The sequence below is a fragment of the Halorubrum alkaliphilum genome, assembly GCF_017873815.1.
GTDB classification, from domain to species: domain Archaea; phylum Halobacteriota; class Halobacteria; order Halobacteriales; family Haloferacaceae; genus Halorubrum; species Halorubrum alkaliphilum.
This window is the reverse complement of record NZ_JAGGKQ010000024.1, coordinates 1-16864: the sequence shown is the minus strand read 5'-3', so window position 1 is coordinate 16864 and position 16864 is coordinate 1. Positions and strand designations below refer to the sequence as shown.

The window sequence follows — 16864 nt, the reverse complement described above, 5'->3', positions numbered from 1 at the left end:
GTTTACTCGTCGCCGTCGAACGCGGCTGCGACATCGCCGTCGCCGTCGATCACGGACGCGTTGATCTGTGCGACGTCGTCGTCGATCTCGCGGCCACGAACGGTGACCCGCTTGCGCTCGCCCTCGCGTGAGGGTTTGAACCCGACGCCACCCTCGAGGAGTAGTTCCTTCAGGCGGGTGCCGGAGACGTCCGCACGCATGGGTCGGCCCGTCTCGTCGGAGCCGCCAGTGAGCTCGAGCGTGCTCTCGGAGAGGCCGACGGCGTCGCCGTCGACCTCGTCACCGAGTTCCCGGCCGAGGAATCGGTTCGCGTCCTGTCCGTCGACCTCGCGCTGGAACGTTTCGCCGCTTTCGGGGTCGGCGATGACGATTTTGAATTCGGCCATGACCGGACCGAGACGCCCGCGAATAAAAAGCACGTCGAAACCTCGACACGCCGATCCTCGGGATTCGCCGACGTGATCCCGCCCGATCGACGGGGGATCCTCGTCGATCGATACCGTCGGGAGGGCTCGGAGGGTTCACCACGGCTCCGGACCGACGCGGACGATCTCACGCCGCCCGTCCCGCGACGGTTCGTCGTCCGGTCCGTCGCGATCGAGCGCTCGAACGAATGCCGTCTCCACTGCCCTCGCCACCGTTCGATGGTCGGCCGAGCCACCGGCAGCCTCGACGCTTCCCACCGAATCCGGATCGAACGGGACTCCCAAGGCGTCGTACACGGGGGACGCGATCGACGCGAGTTCCGACGCGTCGGATCGGGTTACCACCAGACAACCGGCGACGAGTGCCGCGTCGGCGCGAACCCGTTGAGCGATCCCGGACAGTTTCCCGCCGGCGGCGACCCGGATCGAGTGATCTCCGGGACAGAACGACGCTGGAGGTTCGCCGGGTTCGATATCCCCCCCGAGGTCGACGAGGACCGTCCGAACGATCCCCGTCGCCCACGCGTATCGATCGTCGATTCCGACGCTCCCGCCGTTGATTCCGACGCTCCCGTCGTCGAGTCCGGTCCGCTCGTCGTCGTTCGTTCGCGGCACGGCGGTGGCGAACGCCAGCGTGTCGCCGGTGTACGGGACTGCCCTTCCACCCACGTCGCGCTCGATCGGGGTGAACCCCGCATTCTCGGCGATCGCCGTCGCGTCCGGATACCCCGACGCTCGTGTGTCCCGTCGGCCGAAGGCGATCTGTCGTGGGGGTACCCAGACCCGAACGCCTGCGGTCCCGTCGGCCGCCGATTCGAGGAGGTTCGCCGTGGCTTCACGATCGGCCGACGGTCGCTCCCGTCCGCCACGGAGCACGCGCATGCCCTCCTCGACGGGTCGGGTCGACAAGCCGCTTACGCTCGCGGGCGGTCCGCGTATGACGCAAACGTTTTGCCAGTGGTCGGGTTCGTTCAGGTACCGATGAGCGATCCGGGCGCGTTACCGGTACAGGCGTATCTGATCGCCTGTCTGCTCGCCGGCGTCATCGGGCTCTGGCTCGGCCGCGTCACGTGGACCGAACGCGACGAGCCGGGCCGACTCGAGGTCTCGCTGTATCTCGTCAGCGGCGGGCTCCTCTCGCTTCTGTACGCGATCCGGATCGCGAGCGACGATCCGACGACGATGGTTGTCGCACTCCAAACGTCGACGCCGATCCTCGCTGCGATGCCCGTGCTCTGGCTCCTCTTCGCCTTCGCGTACGCGGGCTGGGACGAGTGGCGAACCGAATACCGGATCGTCGCGGTCGTGACGCCGGCGTTCATGTGGGTGCTGCTCGCATGGTCGAGCCGGACCCACGAGCTCGCACGACGGTCCTTCGAAGCGGTCTCCGACGGTCCGTTCACGCTCATCGAACCCGGTATCGGGCCCGCCACCGTCGCGTTCGTGTTGTACGCGTACGCGCTCTACCTTGCCGGGCTTCTCGTGGTTTTCGACCTCTACCAGCGGACCGGGAACCGCTACCGGCTTCAGACCTTCGTGGCGCTGCTCGGAACGCTGTTCCCGCTTCTGGCCGGACTCGCCACGATAGTCGACTTCGGGAGCTACGCGACGCTCGAATGGGCTCCCGCCGCGTTCGTCATTCACGGCGTGTTCCTCTACGGCGTCGTGTTCTGGCTCGGAACGCTGGATGCTGCCGTCGTCGCACGCGACACCGCTGTGGAGGTCATACAGGACCCCGTGATCGTGGTCGGCTCCGACGGCCGGATCCGCGATCTCAACCCCGCAGCGGAACGACTGTTCTCCCCGGACGCGGTCGGCGAGTCGCTCTCGACTACCTTCCCGCGTCTCGAATCCGGCGGCGATCACCCCATCACGATCGGTAGTCGACAGTTCGACGTACAGGTGGACCCGATCACCGACCCCCGTGGAACGGATCGTGGTCACGTCTACCTCCTGCGTGACGTGACGGTCCGCGAGCAACGACAAACGGCACTCGAACGTCGGGAAGCACAGCTCGAACGACAGAACGACCGGCTCGAGGAGTTCGCCGGGGTCGTCTCGCACGACCTTCGGAACCCGCTCGCTGCCGCGACCGCGGCGGTCGAGCTCGCGCGCGTCAGCGACGGAGATCGGGACGACGCGCTCGAACGTGCGGCCGACGCTCACGAGCGGATGGACGAACTGATCGAGGGCTTGCTCTCGCTCGCCACCGCGGGCAAGGCCGTCGACGCGCTCGAACGAGTCTCGCTCGACGGAGCGATCCGAACCGTCTGGTCCCGGCTCGAAACGGGATCGGCGACGCTGACCGTCGATCTACCGAACGAGACGGTTCTCGCCGACGAGGAACGGCTCCACCAACTCGTTACGAACCTGTTTCGGAACGCGATCGAACACGGCGGTGACGACGTCACGGTCATCGTCACCGCGGAACGGTCGGCAGACCGCCTCTCCCTCCGTATCTGTGACGACGGTCCGGGGATCCCCGACGACGAGCGATCGCGGGTGTTCGAACGAGGGATATCGCTCGGCGGCGGGACGGGATTGGGACTCGCCATCGTTGGCGACATCGCCGAGGCACACGGCTGGTCGGTCGAATCGATCGACGGACCGACCGAGGGTGCCTGCTTCGAGATCGGCGGGATCGACGTCGTCGACGAGTAGTCCAGAGGTCGGTTCGTACTCCCCGGGTTCCGATGGCCACATTTCTCTCCGGGCCGTCAGGACGGTATGGCCGTCCGTCTCCCCGCGGATTCGCTCGACCCGTATCGTCGGTTCTCGCGGTACAACTCCCCGTATCCGGCTCACGACGACGGGAGCGCGATCGACCTGTATCCGGAGGGTGGAGAGGGGATCGCTCCTGTCGACGGAGTCGTCAGGGAGGCCCGAACCGTCGGCTGTCCGGACCGGTCGTACGCCGCCTCGACGGACCACCTGATACTGATAGACCTCGACGATGAGTGGTGTCGTCGTGCGGGTGCGGAACCCGGGACCGTCGCCCGCGTGCTTCACGTGATCCCGGAGGTCGACCCGGGCGATCGCGTCGCCGTCGGCGACGTCCTCGGACCGACCACTCGAACCGGGTTCTTCGGCCAGTGGGTCGACAATCACGTTCATCTCGGGTTCCGGTCACCGGGAACGAACCCGCTTCGCGCGAGCGGATCGTTGCCGGTGGCCGTCGACGTTCCAGTCGAGCCCATGTCGTGGGACGGTACCGGGACGGTCGTCGAGGCGGGCCCGACTCACGCGGTGCTTGACGCGCCGACACACCCGGACCCCGGTGGATCGTTTGCTGCCATCGCGAGCGACGAGGGTGTTCCGCTGGATGGCGGGCTAGCTCACTACCCGGGCGGCGGCACCGCCAGGCCGGTGGAGCCCGGTGCGGCGCTGTCGTTGTGGGGAACGCGCGTCGGTGTCGGGGTCGATGCCGAGTCGGGCGACGAGAGCCGAATCGAGTGGGAGTCGGTCGACGTGATCGCGAACGGAGAGCGGATCGTCGGGCTGTCGCTGTTCGCGGTGCGGGACGCTCGCTACGGGGCGAAACTCGTCTGTCCGGATCGTCAGTTCGACGTGGGCGAGTCGGTGTCGGTCCGAATCGAGCCCGGCGACGACCCGATCCGGCTCGGGAGCCGGTGAGGCGCTGGAGAGGTGCGACGGTCGAACGATCGGTCGGTGGCGAACAGCCGGCACGCGTGGCCCGCGATGTCCACGGTGGTGTGCCGGACTCCCGCCTCGGCCACCGCGGACGACCCGTCAGATCACGAGTGGGCTGGCTCGTCATCGGTCATAAAGCCGGGTAGTGCGGCGAAAACCGTGGCGAAGACCGCGGTTTCGACCGATCAACCGTCGGAACGTTTCGACCCGTTCCCCGGGATACAAGCCGGCCCGCGGTGACGGGAGGGCATGGTCGAGGACGACATCGCGGGAATGGAACCGATCCCGTCGGAAGCGACGGAGTATCTCCGAAAACGGATCGAGGAGGAACACGGCTACCTCTCGTGGCTGAACACGTCGGTCGACATCGTCGAGCGCGGTCGGATCGTGCTATCGATCCCGTTCGACGAGAAGCTGACCAACATCGACGGGCGAACGATCCACGGCGGCGTCGCCGCGACCCTGATCGATACTGCCGGCGGGATCGCCCAGCGAACCGCCTTCGAGGACCCGCTCTCCGGCGAGGTCGCCACGGTGAACCTCAACGCCAACTACCTCCGGCCGGCGACCGGCGACCTGCGCGCGGAGGCCGAGATCGTCCGGTCGGGGGGCTCGATCGGCGTCAGCGACATGACCGTGACGAGCGCGACGGAGAACGGGGCCTCGGAGGTCGTCGTCGGACAGGGATCGTTCCGTCTGTTCAGGGACTGAGACCGATCGTCCGGGTCGAGACCGCTCAGGTCCCGTACCCGGACATTCCTTCAAGTATCGTATCGAGCCCGTCGAGTTCGTCCGCGAGCGCTGTGACCGCGTCGCGGTCGGCTCGGTCGGCGGCTGCCCGGACGACGACCGACTGCGTGCCGAGGGCCACGAACCCGCACCCGAGCCGATCCGCCGTCTCACGGAGCGCGAGGCCGGCGTCCGCCTTCCCGCCCATTACCGCTCGAACCGGGCTCTCGAACGCCCGAACGGTGATCCCGTAGCCGTCGATCCGGTCGGTCAGATCCGCTCGTGGCTCTCCCCGCTCCGCTGCGAGCGATTCGAGCGCGTCGTCGAGACTCCGTCGGAGCCCGGAGTCGCGCGACCGGTTGACGAATCGCAGGTCCCGACCGACGAGGTCGGCGAGTTCCGAGACGTCTCTCGGGTTCCCTTCGGGGACGACTAGGCCCCACTCTCTGGTCCACGTCCCGAGATCGACGCCGTCGACCTCGCGGTCCGTTGGTCCCGCGACGACGGCGACGTCGGGGACCCCGTCGCGAAGCCGACGAAGGCCCTCCTGGGAGCCGACGGGGAGGTACCGCGGGTTCGCCAGCCGGTCGAGCAGGCGGTTGAGCGCGGGGTCGTCCTCGCCGACGCCGAGAAGCGTGGGGGGACGGACGTCGGGCGAGAACAACTGGACGGGGACGGACTCTCCCGCGTCGAGGTAGTCTGTATCGGCGTCAACGGCGACGACCCCGTCGGCCTCCACGAGACTCGTCGTCGCGCCCGACCCCTTGTCGACCGGGTAGACGAGCGGCAGGCCCGGATCGCCGGCGTCGACCGTTCCTCCCGCGTCTCCCAGATCCAGCAGTCCGACGGGCATGAATCGGAGTCGACCCTCGCCGTATCGCTCGCCGAGCGCCATCCGTCCCTCGACGGTCGCGGTCCGCGGCTCCGGGAGCCCGGCCGCCTTTCGGATCGCAGGTGCGACGAACGTCCGGAAGATGGTCAGCGCCGAGACGGGATACCCCGGAAGCCCCACGTACGCTGACTCGCGACCATCGGCACGGTCGAGTCGCCCGATAAGCATCGGCTTGCCCGGTTTGACCGAGACGCCGTGAAGGAGGAGCTCGCCACGTTCCTCGGTCACGCGATAGATGACGTCGACCGCACTCGCCGAGGTCGACCCGGACGAGAGAACGAGGTCACACTCGTCGGCCGCCTCCCGTAACAACCGTTCCATCTCCGCGTAGTCATCGCCCGCGTGCGGGTAGAGGACGGGCTCTCCGCCCGCCTCCTCGACGCCCGCGGCGATCGTCGTCGAGTTGACATCGTAGATCTCCCCGCGATCCGGGTTCAGTTCGTCGCCGGGGCGGACGAGCTCGTCGCCGGTCGAGACGATCCCGACGGTCGGCCGTCCGCGAACCGGTACTTCGTCGACGCCGAGCGCCGATAGCAGCCCGATCTCCCGGGGCGTCAGTCGCGTTCCCGGTCCGAGCGCGCGAGCGCCCGCGGCGATGTCCGCCCCGGCGACCATCACGTGGTCGCCGGGCGCGACCGAGGTCCGGAACGCGATCCGCGTCGTATCCCCCGCGTCTTCCTCCGTCGCCACCACGTCGGTTCGTTCGACCATCACCACGGCGTCCGCCCCGTCGGGCATCACCGCGCCCGTCGATACCTCGACGCAGGTCCCGGGATCGACGGTCACATCGGGTTCCGCACCGGCATGGACCGCGCCGACGAGGTCGAGTTCGACCGGGTCGGCCTCGTCGGCTCCAAACGTGTCCCGGGCCCGCACCGCGTACCCGTCCATCGACGCCCGATCGAACCCGGGAACGTCCGTTCGGGCGTCGATCCGCTCGGCGAGTACGCGACCGCGGGCGTCCCGGAGCGCGACCGACTCCGGGTCGGGCGTGAGATCCAACGACGCGATGGCCTCGTGTGCGGCAGCGGGCTCCGCGAGATCGCGGAACTCCTTTCGGTCGCTCATTCGGTGGCCTCCCAGAGCTCGACGTCGACGGTCTCGCCCGCGTCGAACCCCTCGACCGACTCCGGGACGACGACCCAGCCGTCGGCGAGCGTGACACTGGAGAGCACACCCGACCCGCTCGCTCGCGTCGGGGTCGCGACGAACGGCGGGTCCTCCCCGCTCTCGTCCGAGCTCTCAGTGAGTTTCACCCGGGCGAAGGTCCGCGTCCCCGGCTCGCTCGCGACCTTCCGGTCCAAGCGTGCGCGGCGAGTGGAGAAGGGGTCGGGTGCGGTCCCGCCGATCCGTTTCTGCGTCGGCCGGAGGAACTGTACCGCGTTGACGATACAGGCGACGGGATACCCGGGAAGCGAGAGGACCGGGGTCCCCTCGACTCGCCCGAGACACACCGGGTGACCGGGCTTGAGCGCAACCCCGTGGACGAGCACCTCGCCCAGTCCGTCGACGACCTCGGGTAGAAGGTCGCGCTCACCAACGGAGGACCCGCCCGTGGTGACGACGACATCGGCGTCGAGGTCGCGTTCGATCGCGTCCGCGAGCGCGGCCTCGTCGTCGGTGACGACGTCGCGGTAGCGAGCCCTCCCGCCCCAGCGCTCGACGAGCCGTGAGACGGTGAGCCCGTTCGTCTCGATGACCTCTCCGGGGTCAGGGTCCGACTGGACGAGTTCCTCGCCGGTCGGGATCACGGCGACGGTCGGTCGGTCGGCGACCTCGACCGTATCGAGGCCGACCGACTTGAGCAGCCCGAGATCGGAGGGCCGAAGCGTCGATCCGGCGTCGTAGAGCCGCTGCCCCTCCGCGACGTCCTCGCCCGCGGGACCGACGTTCTCACCCGACGCGACCGCGTCGAACGTCTCCACGTCGTCGCCGACCTCCTCGACGCGTTCGATCATCACGACCGCGTCGGCCCCGTCGGGGAGCGCGCTCCCCGTGTGGACCCGGACGGCCTCGCCCGGATCGACGGCGTTCTCCGCGGTCCGGAGCACGGTCGGGGACCGGTCGGACGCGCCGAACGTGTCCTCCGCGCGGACGGCGTACCCGTCCATCGCCGCGCGGTCGTATCCCGGAACCGGTACCGGGGAGTCGATCGCTTCGGCGAGAACGCGGCTGTCGGCCTCGCCCAGCGGGACGGTCTCCGTACGGCCGTGCGGATCGACCGCGTCGAGGAGGGTTGTCAACGCCTCCTCGACGCGAGTCCGTCGTTTGAATCCGGTTTTACGTCTGTCGTGGCTCATGTCGAGTCGTTTCGGCTCCGCGTGGAAAAACCTCGCCTCCCCAGTTTACACCGACCGGCTCGCCGGTCTCGACCCGGATCGCTACCGGATCCACGAGAGCGTGCGGCGGATCCGCCGGAGCCCCTGAGCGATGCCGACGCGTGCGATCGACCTCGCCTCACGGCTCCCGCGGAGCACGCCCCTCGTTCCGCGTCGGGTCCCGGTTCGTGCGTAGTAGCCCGACTTCCGGATCGCGGCGACGACGTAGTGTCTCGCCGCCATCGGGATCGGCGCACGCTTGCCGCTCACGGTCGTCGGCCCATCGCGTATCGCCGCGAGCACGTCGTCGGCGGTGACGTCGTCGACGTGCTCACGGCCCTCGATCGTCAACTCGGTGAAGGCCCGACCGACGTAGTTCAGGGTGTGAGCGTCGCTGGCGGCAACGCCGGGATATCCGTGTTTCTTCGCGAACCGCCGGGCACGACGATTGTGGTAGCCGGTGAACAGCCACGCGTTGAACACCTCTACCGCGTCGACCTCGTCGACGTGATCCGGTCGGCCGCCGCCGACGTGATCCGGTCGGCCGCCGCCGACGTGATCCGGTCGGCCGCTACCATCATCGCCGTCGTCCCGGCTCGTCGTGGCCCGCGTCCCGGACCCCACGACTCTCGTCGCGGCGTCGAGATCGGGGATGGGGAGGTGTCGTCGTCGGACGCCGTGGCGCGATCGCTGGAACGGATGGGGAACGACCGCGATGCCGCCGTGATCGTGGACCCACGCGATGGTCTCGGCGTAGGAGAGCCGGCGCGGCGGGACCCGGTCCACGCCGATGGCGAGCAGATGCCCGTGTGCGGTCGACACTTCGACGCCGGGGATTCCGATCAGTCCGTAGTCGGCCGCGATCTCCGCGGCCCGAACCGACCCCGTAGTCGTGTCGTGGTCGGTGATCACGACCGCGTCGAGTCCGATGTCCGCGGCGTGTTCGAGGATGAGCTCCACTGGCTCGTGGCCGTCGTAGCTCGCCTCGGAGTGGACGTGCGGATCGATCCGGACCGTGACGCGTGACACGACGGTCCGTAGTGGTCAGTCATATATAAGTGCGCGATGCCGTCGCGGTCGGATGTCGTTCCCGTCGGATCTCGTTCCCGCCGGACCCCTCCATCAGTTCCCGGCACCCCGTCAGCTCTCAGCGATCACTGCCGACGGTCCGACGCACTCGTGGTACTCACCTGATGTACGACAGGATCCGGTCGAAAAGCGACTGATCCTCGGCGTCCGCCGCCTCCTCCGCGCGCTGTTTCTCGCGGAGCTCGCGCAGCGCGGTCGCCTGGTCGTCGGTTCCCTGACCGCTTGCGGTGTTCTTCTCTCCGCCCTGTAGCCCCTTGAGCTGGGAGACGGCGTCGGTTACGGTCCCGGACGTGGTGCGGGTCTCCGTCGCGGATCCGGAGAGCGCGTCGGCGTCGACCTCGACCTCGTCGACCGCGGTCGTGTCGAGCTCCAGCCGTCGGCCCTCGCCGCGCTCGACGCCGCCCCACGTCAGCTCCGCGTCCTCCAGTTCGCGCTCGATGTCCGCACGGACCTCGGCGTCGGTGACGGTTTCGCGCTCGCCGTCCTCCGCGGCCGCGTCGTCGACACTCCCTGCGGCCGCGCCGGTGGCCTGCTCGACGCGGTGGGCGACGAGCGCGACCCCGGTCGCCCCGATGACTCCGACGAGACCGACGCTGTAGATGGCGACGCCCTGCGCGCTGTAGTCCGGCGGGTTCGTGACGTTCCAAGCGTCCGGGTACGCCCAGACGAACAGGCCGACTGCGGCGAGACAGACGGCCGAGCCGGCGACGCCGAGGTACAACATCCGGAGGTCGACCGGCAGGAGGACGACGACGCCGAGAAGCAGTGCGGGAAGTCCGAGCGCCGCCGCGACCGACGCGACCTGCCGGACCGCGTACATCGACTCCGAGTTCGGCGGGAGCGTCGCGCTGTAGAGGAACACGGTGACTCCGACCAGACCCAGTCCGAGGCCGACGAAGAAGAGGCCGAAACCGGCGTACACGTCGACCGTTCGGTCCGGATCCCCGATGTACTGTCGATAGTACTCCAGGAGGGGGTTCGTCCCGTTCGTCTCGCTCGACTCGCTCATGTATCGACCGTCCATGCCGACTCTATTGATTGTTGTCCCCGCGAGCGTGGTCCCGGTCGGGACGTCGGAACCGACCCGTGTGTTTTTCACGGCTCCCGTCGTCGATCCGAACGATCAACCGTGCCAACCGAGTGCCCGCGATGCGGATCGACGCTGACGACGTTCGCGCTCGGCGGGACCGAGGCGATAGCCTGTGACGACTGTGGGTTCGCGGGCGTCGAGGCGGACCACTCCGGCGAACCCCGTAACGTCGAGAGCTGGGAGGAAGCGCTCGAACGGTTCGGACGCGGTGGTGACCGATGATGAACACGCTGGACATACCCGACGAGTACCGGGACCGGATCGAGACGCTCCGAGCCGAACTGGCCGAGGAACACGCCGGACCGTACGCGACCGTCGAGCCGGACGACGTGCTCGCGTACCTCGTGGATCTCGCCGAGGCCGTCGATGACCCGGGACGCGAGGTCGACCCGAAAGGCAAAATGGATCCGGGACGCGAGGTCGACCCGGAACGTGAGCCGAGTCCGGGGGAGTTCGCGGAAACTCCCTCCGCCTCGGCGGAGCCGTTCGACCGCGAGACAGTTCGCGAGCAGTTGGCCGATCGGAACCGCAAACACGCGGAGCCGGACGACGGCGATCGGATGGATCTATACACGATCGCCGCCGAGCTCGACGTGACCGGGCGAAGCGGAATGACGAAAGACGAGTTGATCGCGGCGATCCTCGACCGGGCCGCGGCGCTGGCCGCCGACCCCTTCAGTGCGGTCGGCGTCGATGTCGACGCTGGCCGAGACGACCGTGATAAAACGGGGGATTCGGGAGTCGACGAACCGTCCGAAGTCGACGAACCGTCCGAAGTCGACGGGTCCGCGGACACGGGCGAGGACGAGGAGACGGACGGATCTGACGGGTCGGACTCCAGCCAGCTGAACGCGATGATGAGCCTGTTGGACACGCACGACGACAAGTGGCGGGAGGGTGACGGCGACGTGCGATACGAGGTCGACCTCCCGGACGGGGGCGTCGAAACGGCTCGCACCAAGGACGACGTGCGGGCGCTGCTGTTCCGGAACTACTGATAATGGGACTCCTCACACGACTTCGCGAGTGGTTCGCCGGCCTCCTCGGCGGACCGGGGCCGGACGACGCCGACGACGCGGACGGCCCGGTTCCGGAGACGGGCGACAACGACGGATCCGTTGAGGAGCCCGGAGAGGGGGACGGCGACGGGGGGCTCGATCCGACGGCCGTCACCGAGACGCGATCCGACGCGACCGACGACGCGGTCGACGCCCTCAGGAACGTGCGCGAGTCGGGGCCGGCGGCCGACGCCGATGGCGACGATCCGGACGAGACGGGCGAGGACGACCCCATCGACCGGGACGGCATGGACGGCCCGGAGCCGGACCCGCCGGGCGACGACGCGAAGGATTAGGGTCGGGGAGGCCGACATCTCGATATGACTGAGGATCACGTCCACATTACCCGAGCGATCGAACTCGCCGAGGAGGCCGTCGAAGCCGGGAACACCCCCTTCGGTGCCCTGTTGGTCGTCGATGGCGAGGTCGTTCGGGAAGCGAGGAACGCGACGCGAACCGACGACGATCTCACCGCCCATCCGGAGTTGGTGCTCGCACGCTGGGCCGGCCGGTCGCTCGAGCCGAGCGAACTCGCCGAGTGTACGATATACGCGAGCACGGAACCCTGTCCGATGTGTACGACGGCGATCCACTACGCCGGGATCGACCGCGTCGTGTTCGGCGTCGCCGGCGAGACGCTCGACGCGCTGGCGGGGAACGTCGTCACGATCCCCGCCTCCGAGGTGATCCGCCGTGCCGACGGGGAGACGACCGTCGAGGGACCGATCGCGACCGAGGAGGCGATGACGGTCCACGAGTCGTGGTACGGGAGCGAGGGGGACGCCTCCGACGTCGATGGCAGCTGATCCGGTTCCCGAGACGCCTGATCCGGTTTCCGAGGCGACAGATCCCGCTCTTAAATACGTTTGACGGCCGAGATCGGAATCGGATCCGTCGGGAGCACGACTCTCGATCGCATCGTGACTCGCGGAAGGTACAAACGGCTTCGTGATGAACGGACACATATGTCATCCACGCTCGCGGACGAGCCGGTGGAGTCGTCGACGGACGACGACGATCCGCTGACGCCCGATCAGTACGAGTCGCTCCTCGAGACGCTCGGCGACGCCTGGCAGGTCGTCGAGGAACACCACCTCGAAGCCACCTACGAGTTCCCGGACTTCGAAACGGCGCTCGAGTTCACGAACGAGGTCGGCGAACTCGCGGAGGCAGAGTGGCATCATCCGGACATCCACCTCTCGTGGGGCGAGGTCGGCGTCGAGATGTGGACCCACGACATCGGCGGGCTCCATCGGTCCGATTTCGTGATGGCCGCCCGGATGGACCGGATATACGACGACTACGACGAGGAGAGCTAACGGACGAACCACGGAACGCGCTGTCGGACGAACCACGGAACGCGCTGTCGGACGGAGCGCCGGACGACGCGACGAGCCAACGGACGCTTTTAAATCCCTGCCGGGGATAGATAGACGTAATGAGCGCGAACGTCTTCCTAGTCCCGATCGATCCGGAGAACTTCGATCGAACGGTCCGGTCCACGGTCGACCTCACCGACTACGACGACCGCCCGGACGAGCTCGCCGACGCCGACGAGGCCCGACTGTGGGCCGTCGACGACGACAGCGGAAACGGTTCCACGTTCGACCGGATGGAGTCCGGGGATCTCGTCCTGTTCTACCACGGGGACGAGTACGTCGCCACCGCCCGGATCGGCGCGACGTTCGTCGACGAGGATCGCTGGGTCAGCGGGACGTTCTGGACCGCCTTCCCGACGACGCGGGTGTACACCGTCGAGTCGTTCACGCCGATATCCGTCCCCAAACGCGGCGTCAACACGATCTTCGACTACTCCGCGTCGTACACGCCCGGGTTCATGCGCGTCGCCGACGGCCGCGTGACGCGGGACCTCTCGACCATCGAGAGCGCACTCGATGCGTACACGAAGCGGAACTCCGAGCCTCAGGCCGAGGCCTAACCACGCCGAACACGCCAGCTTTCCTCTAGACCGCGTCGAGTAGGGCCTCGTACGCCGGCGCGTATCGCTCGGCGACCGTCCCCGGTCGCCCCCGTTCCTCACCGGAGAGGGCCGGCAGTCCGACCGTCGCGAGCGGCTCTATCATCCCCGTCACCGTGTCGGTGTGCTCCTCCAGCGTCCCCTCACGGGCACTTCCCGAGGCGACCCGTCGAGCCTTCGCGTAGCGGTCGCCAGCGTAGACCCGTGCTCGTCCGGGGTCGACGACCGCGACCGCATCGACGTCGACGGGCGCGTCGTTCCCGATCGAGAGCGGTGCGGCCACGTCCGCGTACGACTCGATGACGACGGGGGCCGATGCCCGTCCGACGCGGTCGGCGAGTCGTTCGAACGCGGGGACGTAGCTGTCGGCCATCACCTCGTTGAACACGCCGACATCGTCCACGCGAGTCGCGTCCGAGAGCGGGAGCCGTTCGGCCAGTCCCTCCGGGATCAGCCCCTCCGATTCGGCGGCCGCGTTGACGACGAACCGCGAGCCATCGCCGGTCGTCACCCGGTCACAGAGGAACGTCCGGTCAGTATCGCCGAGCATCCCGGTTCGGCCCGGAGTCGGCCGCCACAGCCGGTGGACCGGGTTGATCGCCTCGGGTGCGATCGCGTCCCGGCCCGGACCGAGCGGGCGGGTGCTCGCGGCCGCGAGTCGGCGAGCGTCCTTCCCGTACAGCCGTCCCGCGTCGGTCGAGATCCGGACGTCGTCGTGGTCGAACCAGTAGTCGTTGCCCGCGCGAGGTTTCACGCCGATAACATCAGTGTCGGCATCGGCGGGGGTATCGGCCGTTCCGGCGGCTTCGTGGTTCTCACCACTCTCCGCGAGAAACGCCAGCAGTCCGGTCGAGAACGTCGTCTTCCCGGCGTCGACGCGAGTACCTCCGGCGACGAGGAGAACCGGGGGATCGGGGTCGCGGCCGGGTCGGGGTCCGTTCGGGGTGGGCCGGCTCCCGGTCACCGCTCGTCGTCCGGGTCGTTCTCCCGGTCCGGATCCGAATCGAGCGCTTCCGGCGCGACCCCGTAGTAGCCGGGTCCTTCCTCCGCGAGCGGCTCCGCGATCACGAGATCCTCGCTGTGGACCATCACCCACGGGACCGCCCAGTCGGTCAGCACGGCCTCGGTGTCGGCGTCGATCTCGGCGTCCGGTTCCAACCCCTGAAGCAGACGAGCTATCTCCGGGATCGTGTACAGCAGATCCGGCTCGAACAGCTCCGCCGGCGTGTAGAACTCACAGGGGAACGTCTCGTCGAAACGTGACCTCGGTTCGGGCATGGCTCCCGGTAGACGAGCGAGGCCGTAAACTCTCCCGGTACGCGGCTCGTGCGCCTCCCGGTGTGCGGCGAGCGACGGCCGCATGGCTCCGGAGCGACGCGGGTTCAAAAGAAATCGGGGTTCGACGCGTGGCCTCTCGGCGGATCCGAAGGGTTACTCGAACAGCTCGACGGCCTGCTCGTAGCGAGTGGACGGCTCCTCCCAGTCGACGACCTCGAAGAAGTTGTCGACGAACTCGCCGCGGGCCGGACCGTAGTCGTGGTAGTAGGAGTGCTCCCAGACGTCCAGCGCGAGGATCGGGTGACCGCCCCAGATCGCTCCCTGGTCGTGCTTGTCGACCACGACGTTACGGAGCTGGTTCGAGAACGTGTCGTACACCAGAAGCGCCCAGCCGCTCGCCGCGGAGGCCGCCGCCTCGAACTCGCCCTTCCAGGCGTCGTACGAGCCGAAGTCCTCCTCGATGCGGTCGGCGAGCGCACCCTCGGGTACGTCACCGCCCTCCGGCGACATATTCTGCCAGAACAGGTCGTGGAGGATGTGACCCGAGGAGTTGTGGGTCACGTTTCGGATCGCGCCGCCCGACGAGGAGAAGTCGTGCTCCTCGCGGTTGGCTTCGAGCGTCTCCTCGGCGGCGTTCCAGCCGTTCACGTAGCTCTGATGGTGCGTGTCGTGATGCCATTCGAGGACCTGCTCGGAAATGTGCGGTTCCAGTGCGTCGTAATCGTACGGAAGGGGATCGAGTTCGTAGCTCATGACTAATTCACCTATCTCAATACACGGTCGGAAGTGTGTTAAAGATAATGCGTCACGCGATACCACACGACACCGGACGCGGGCGTTACCGGCTGACGCGTTCGTGATCGGTAGGGTAGCGGTTCACACCAGTACGTACGGCTCCAGATTCGTGCGGAGTCTCGGCTATCCAAGTAACTACGATCGGTTACAAGGTTCGCGCTCGCCGAACGGGGGACCGTTCGGTTCCTGCCCTCCGGCTCAGATCCGCGCGCTTACGGTGGGACTGGGATTTGAACCCAGGAAGCCGTGAGGCTACCGGTTTTCAAGACCGGCGCAATGGGCCGCTCTGCCATCCCACCACGTCTCCACGCTTGAGGTCGCACAACTAAGGGGTGTCGGTGTCGGTCGGTTCGCGGATCGATCCTCGGTGACAGTTACCGGCGACGGTCATCGATCGAATCTCGCGACGAACTCGCCATCCGCGACGGGATCGGGAGCGTCGGACTCGACCTCCGCCCGGGACCAGTCCCGCGGCTCGTCAACCACAACGCGAGCCGCCCCGGTGTCGTCGACCGCGTACACGACCGCACTGAACCCGATGTCGGCTTCCCACATCCCGCCGTCGTCGACGCCCGCGGTCGCGCCGCCAGCATACCGGAGGAAGACGTTCGCCCCGTTTCCGGCCCGATCGAACGTCTCGATCTCGTCCGTGCTGTAACTGACGCGGACGATGTGCCCGGACCCACCGTGATCACAGAGAACCCGGTGTGTCACGTACGCCTCCTCAAAGGCGATGACGTAGTCGGCGATCCCCTTCTCGTCGAACGCGTCCGGCGGGTCGGGATACGGGATCGTTTCGGCAGTCTCGAACTCTCGCGTCTCGTCGCCGATGTCGACGTCGACCGGCTCCGAGCCGACCATACACTCCGGCCGTACGGGGTCACCGTCGAACCCCTCGGCGACCGCGAACTCGTCGCTCTCAGCGGGAAGCGTTCGTGAACAGCCGGCCAGTCCGGTCGTCGTCGCGGCCGCGGCGAGACCGGCAAGCATAGCGCGTCGTCTCATGGCGGGGGGATCGGACCGGACGGGGTATATAAATGGCCAAGGCACAGAGGATCGTTGTAGTCTCTTGGATCGGTCGATCAGGCTACCACAGCCTAGTCTGCCCGGCTATACGCGGTTGTTTATAAGGACGGATCGGAGACGAAGCCCGACCGTTCACGCGACTCATTTATAAACGGCTATCGGCGACTCAAGCGGTCAACGGTGACCGGTTCAAAAGCTCCGCATGTTTCCGTATAAACTGCTAACTGTGACTGTGGATCAGCGGCGAACTCCTCCAAAGCCCCAGCCGTGAGAGCGCCGTACGCTCGCTGCGCTCCTCACTCGGTCGCAGGCTCCCTCGTTGCGGTGCTTGCGTTGCCTACGGCGCTCTCACGGCTGCCCCTTTGAGTCCCGCCCCGCCACCGCACCTCACGCCTCCCCAGCCTCGTCGGGGGCCCCCCCCCCCCCCCCGGGGGGGGGGGGCCCCCCCCCCCCCCCGGGGGGGGGGGGCCCCCCCCCCCCCCCGGGGGGCCCTCTCCTCCGCCCCGTATGAACCCCCCCGGCCCGTCCCTGCTGG

19 protein-coding genes and 1 tRNA gene are annotated in these 16864 nt (G+C 68.0%); 9 read left to right on the top strand and 11 right to left on the bottom strand.

The genetic code is table 11. The features are described 5' to 3' along the window. Window positions 1-2: 2 nt before the first annotated feature. Window positions 3-386, bottom strand: coding sequence for a 30S ribosomal protein S6e (locus J2751_RS12650; RefSeq protein ID WP_209486513.1), 384 nt, complete (start codon window positions 384-386; stop codon window positions 3-5). Window positions 387-521: 135 nt separating this feature from the next. Continuing rightward, window positions 522-1307, bottom strand: a complete 786-nt coding sequence (locus J2751_RS12645) for a lipoyl protein ligase domain-containing protein (RefSeq protein ID WP_245202780.1) — start codon at window positions 1305-1307, stop codon at window positions 522-524. A 99-nt stretch (window positions 1308-1406) separates the two neighbouring features. Here J2751_RS12645 and J2751_RS12640 point away from each other — a divergent pair, with 99 nt between their 5' ends. The 3 genes from J2751_RS12640 (at window position 1407) to J2751_RS12630 (ending at window position 4787) form a co-directional block, all read left to right on the top strand. Continuing rightward, window positions 1407-3086 carry a sensor histidine kinase gene (locus J2751_RS12640; protein ID WP_209486511.1) on the top strand — a complete coding sequence of 560 codons (1680 nt, stop codon included), beginning with the start codon at window positions 1407-1409 and terminating at the stop codon, window positions 3084-3086. Window positions 3087-3152: 66 nt separating this feature from the next. After that, complete coding sequence (locus J2751_RS12635; protein WP_209486509.1) at window positions 3153-4058, top strand: hypothetical protein; 906 nt, start codon at window positions 3153-3155, stop codon at window positions 4056-4058. Window positions 4059-4325: 267 nt separating this feature from the next. After that, the gene (locus J2751_RS12630; RefSeq protein WP_209486507.1) at window positions 4326-4787 is read left to right on the top strand and encodes a PaaI family thioesterase; all 462 of its coding nucleotides are present in this window, start codon (window positions 4326-4328) and stop codon (window positions 4785-4787) included. 25 nt (window positions 4788-4812) lie between these two features. On the opposite strand, the gene J2751_RS12625 is transcribed toward J2751_RS12630, so the two are convergent. From J2751_RS12625 to J2751_RS12610, 4 genes are all read right to left on the bottom strand, one after another. Further along, a complete protein-coding gene (locus J2751_RS12625; protein WP_209486505.1) occupies window positions 4813-6765 on the bottom strand; it encodes a molybdopterin biosynthesis protein in 1953 nt (650 codons plus the stop codon). Beyond that, on the bottom strand, window positions 6762-7997 hold the full coding sequence (locus J2751_RS12620) for a molybdopterin molybdotransferase MoeA (protein WP_209486504.1): 1236 nt from the start codon (window positions 7995-7997) through the stop codon (window positions 6762-6764). Before J2751_RS12620 ends, J2751_RS12625 begins: the two co-directional genes overlap by 4 nt. An 81-nt stretch (window positions 7998-8078) precedes the next feature. Next, entirely contained in the window at window positions 8079-9044 is a 966-nt protein-coding gene (locus J2751_RS12615) for a CehA/McbA family metallohydrolase (RefSeq protein WP_209486502.1), read from the bottom strand. A 157-nt stretch (window positions 9045-9201) separates the two neighbouring features. Continuing rightward, window positions 9202-10113, bottom strand: coding sequence for a DUF7139 domain-containing protein (locus J2751_RS12610; RefSeq protein WP_209486500.1), 912 nt, complete (start codon window positions 10111-10113; stop codon window positions 9202-9204). Window positions 10114-10233: 120 nt separating this feature from the next. Here J2751_RS12610 and J2751_RS12605 point away from each other — a divergent pair, with 120 nt between their 5' ends. The 6 genes from J2751_RS12605 to J2751_RS12580 all read left to right on the top strand — a co-directional run bounded on the left by J2751_RS12605 (window position 10234) and on the right by J2751_RS12580 (window position 13191). Beyond that, on the top strand, window positions 10234-10416 hold the full coding sequence (locus J2751_RS12605) for a zf-TFIIB domain-containing protein (RefSeq protein WP_209486498.1): 183 nt from the start codon (window positions 10234-10236) through the stop codon (window positions 10414-10416). Further along, entirely contained in the window at window positions 10416-11192 is a 777-nt protein-coding gene (locus tag J2751_RS12600) for a Rho termination factor N-terminal domain-containing protein (RefSeq protein ID WP_209486496.1), read from the top strand. Before J2751_RS12605 ends, J2751_RS12600 begins: the two co-directional genes overlap by 1 nt. Window positions 11193-11194: 2 nt before the next feature. Next, window positions 11195-11548, top strand: coding sequence for a hypothetical protein (locus J2751_RS12595; RefSeq protein WP_209486556.1), 354 nt, complete (start codon window positions 11195-11197; stop codon window positions 11546-11548). Between the two features lie 24 nt (window positions 11549-11572). After that, on the top strand, window positions 11573-12058 hold the full coding sequence (locus J2751_RS12590) for a nucleoside deaminase (protein WP_209486494.1): 486 nt from the start codon (window positions 11573-11575) through the stop codon (window positions 12056-12058). Window positions 12059-12217: 159 nt separating this feature from the next. Then, the gene (locus tag J2751_RS12585) at window positions 12218-12571 is read left to right on the top strand and encodes a 4a-hydroxytetrahydrobiopterin dehydratase (protein WP_209486492.1); all 354 of its coding nucleotides are present in this window, start codon (window positions 12218-12220) and stop codon (window positions 12569-12571) included. Window positions 12572-12690: 119 nt separating this feature from the next. Beyond that, window positions 12691-13191 carry a hypothetical protein gene (locus tag J2751_RS12580; RefSeq protein WP_209486490.1) on the top strand — a complete coding sequence of 167 codons (501 nt, stop codon included), beginning with the start codon at window positions 12691-12693 and terminating at the stop codon, window positions 13189-13191. A gap of 25 nt (window positions 13192-13216) precedes the next feature. Here the strand turns inward: J2751_RS12580 and J2751_RS12575 are convergent, their stop codons facing one another. The 5 genes from J2751_RS12575 to J2751_RS12555 form a co-directional block, all read right to left on the bottom strand. Beyond that, window positions 13217-14194, bottom strand: a complete 978-nt coding sequence (locus J2751_RS12575) for an ATPase (protein WP_209486488.1) — start codon at window positions 14192-14194, stop codon at window positions 13217-13219. Continuing rightward, the gene (locus J2751_RS12570) at window positions 14191-14508 is read right to left on the bottom strand and encodes a DUF5827 family protein (RefSeq protein WP_209486486.1); all 318 of its coding nucleotides are present in this window, start codon (window positions 14506-14508) and stop codon (window positions 14191-14193) included. Before J2751_RS12570 ends, J2751_RS12575 begins: the two co-directional genes overlap by 4 nt. A 153-nt stretch (window positions 14509-14661) precedes the next feature. Beyond that, window positions 14662-15261: a superoxide dismutase gene (gene sod, locus J2751_RS12565; RefSeq protein WP_209486484.1), complete on the bottom strand. Its 600-nt coding sequence runs from the start codon at window positions 15259-15261 to the stop codon at window positions 14662-14664. A 257-nt stretch (window positions 15262-15518) separates the two neighbouring features. Next, window positions 15519-15602: transfer RNA gene (locus tag J2751_RS12560), tRNA-Ser, on the bottom strand. An 88-nt stretch (window positions 15603-15690) separates the two neighbouring features. Further along, the gene (locus J2751_RS12555; protein WP_209486482.1) at window positions 15691-16308 is read right to left on the bottom strand and encodes a hypothetical protein; all 618 of its coding nucleotides are present in this window, start codon (window positions 16306-16308) and stop codon (window positions 15691-15693) included. Window positions 16309-16864: the final 556 nt, after the last annotated feature.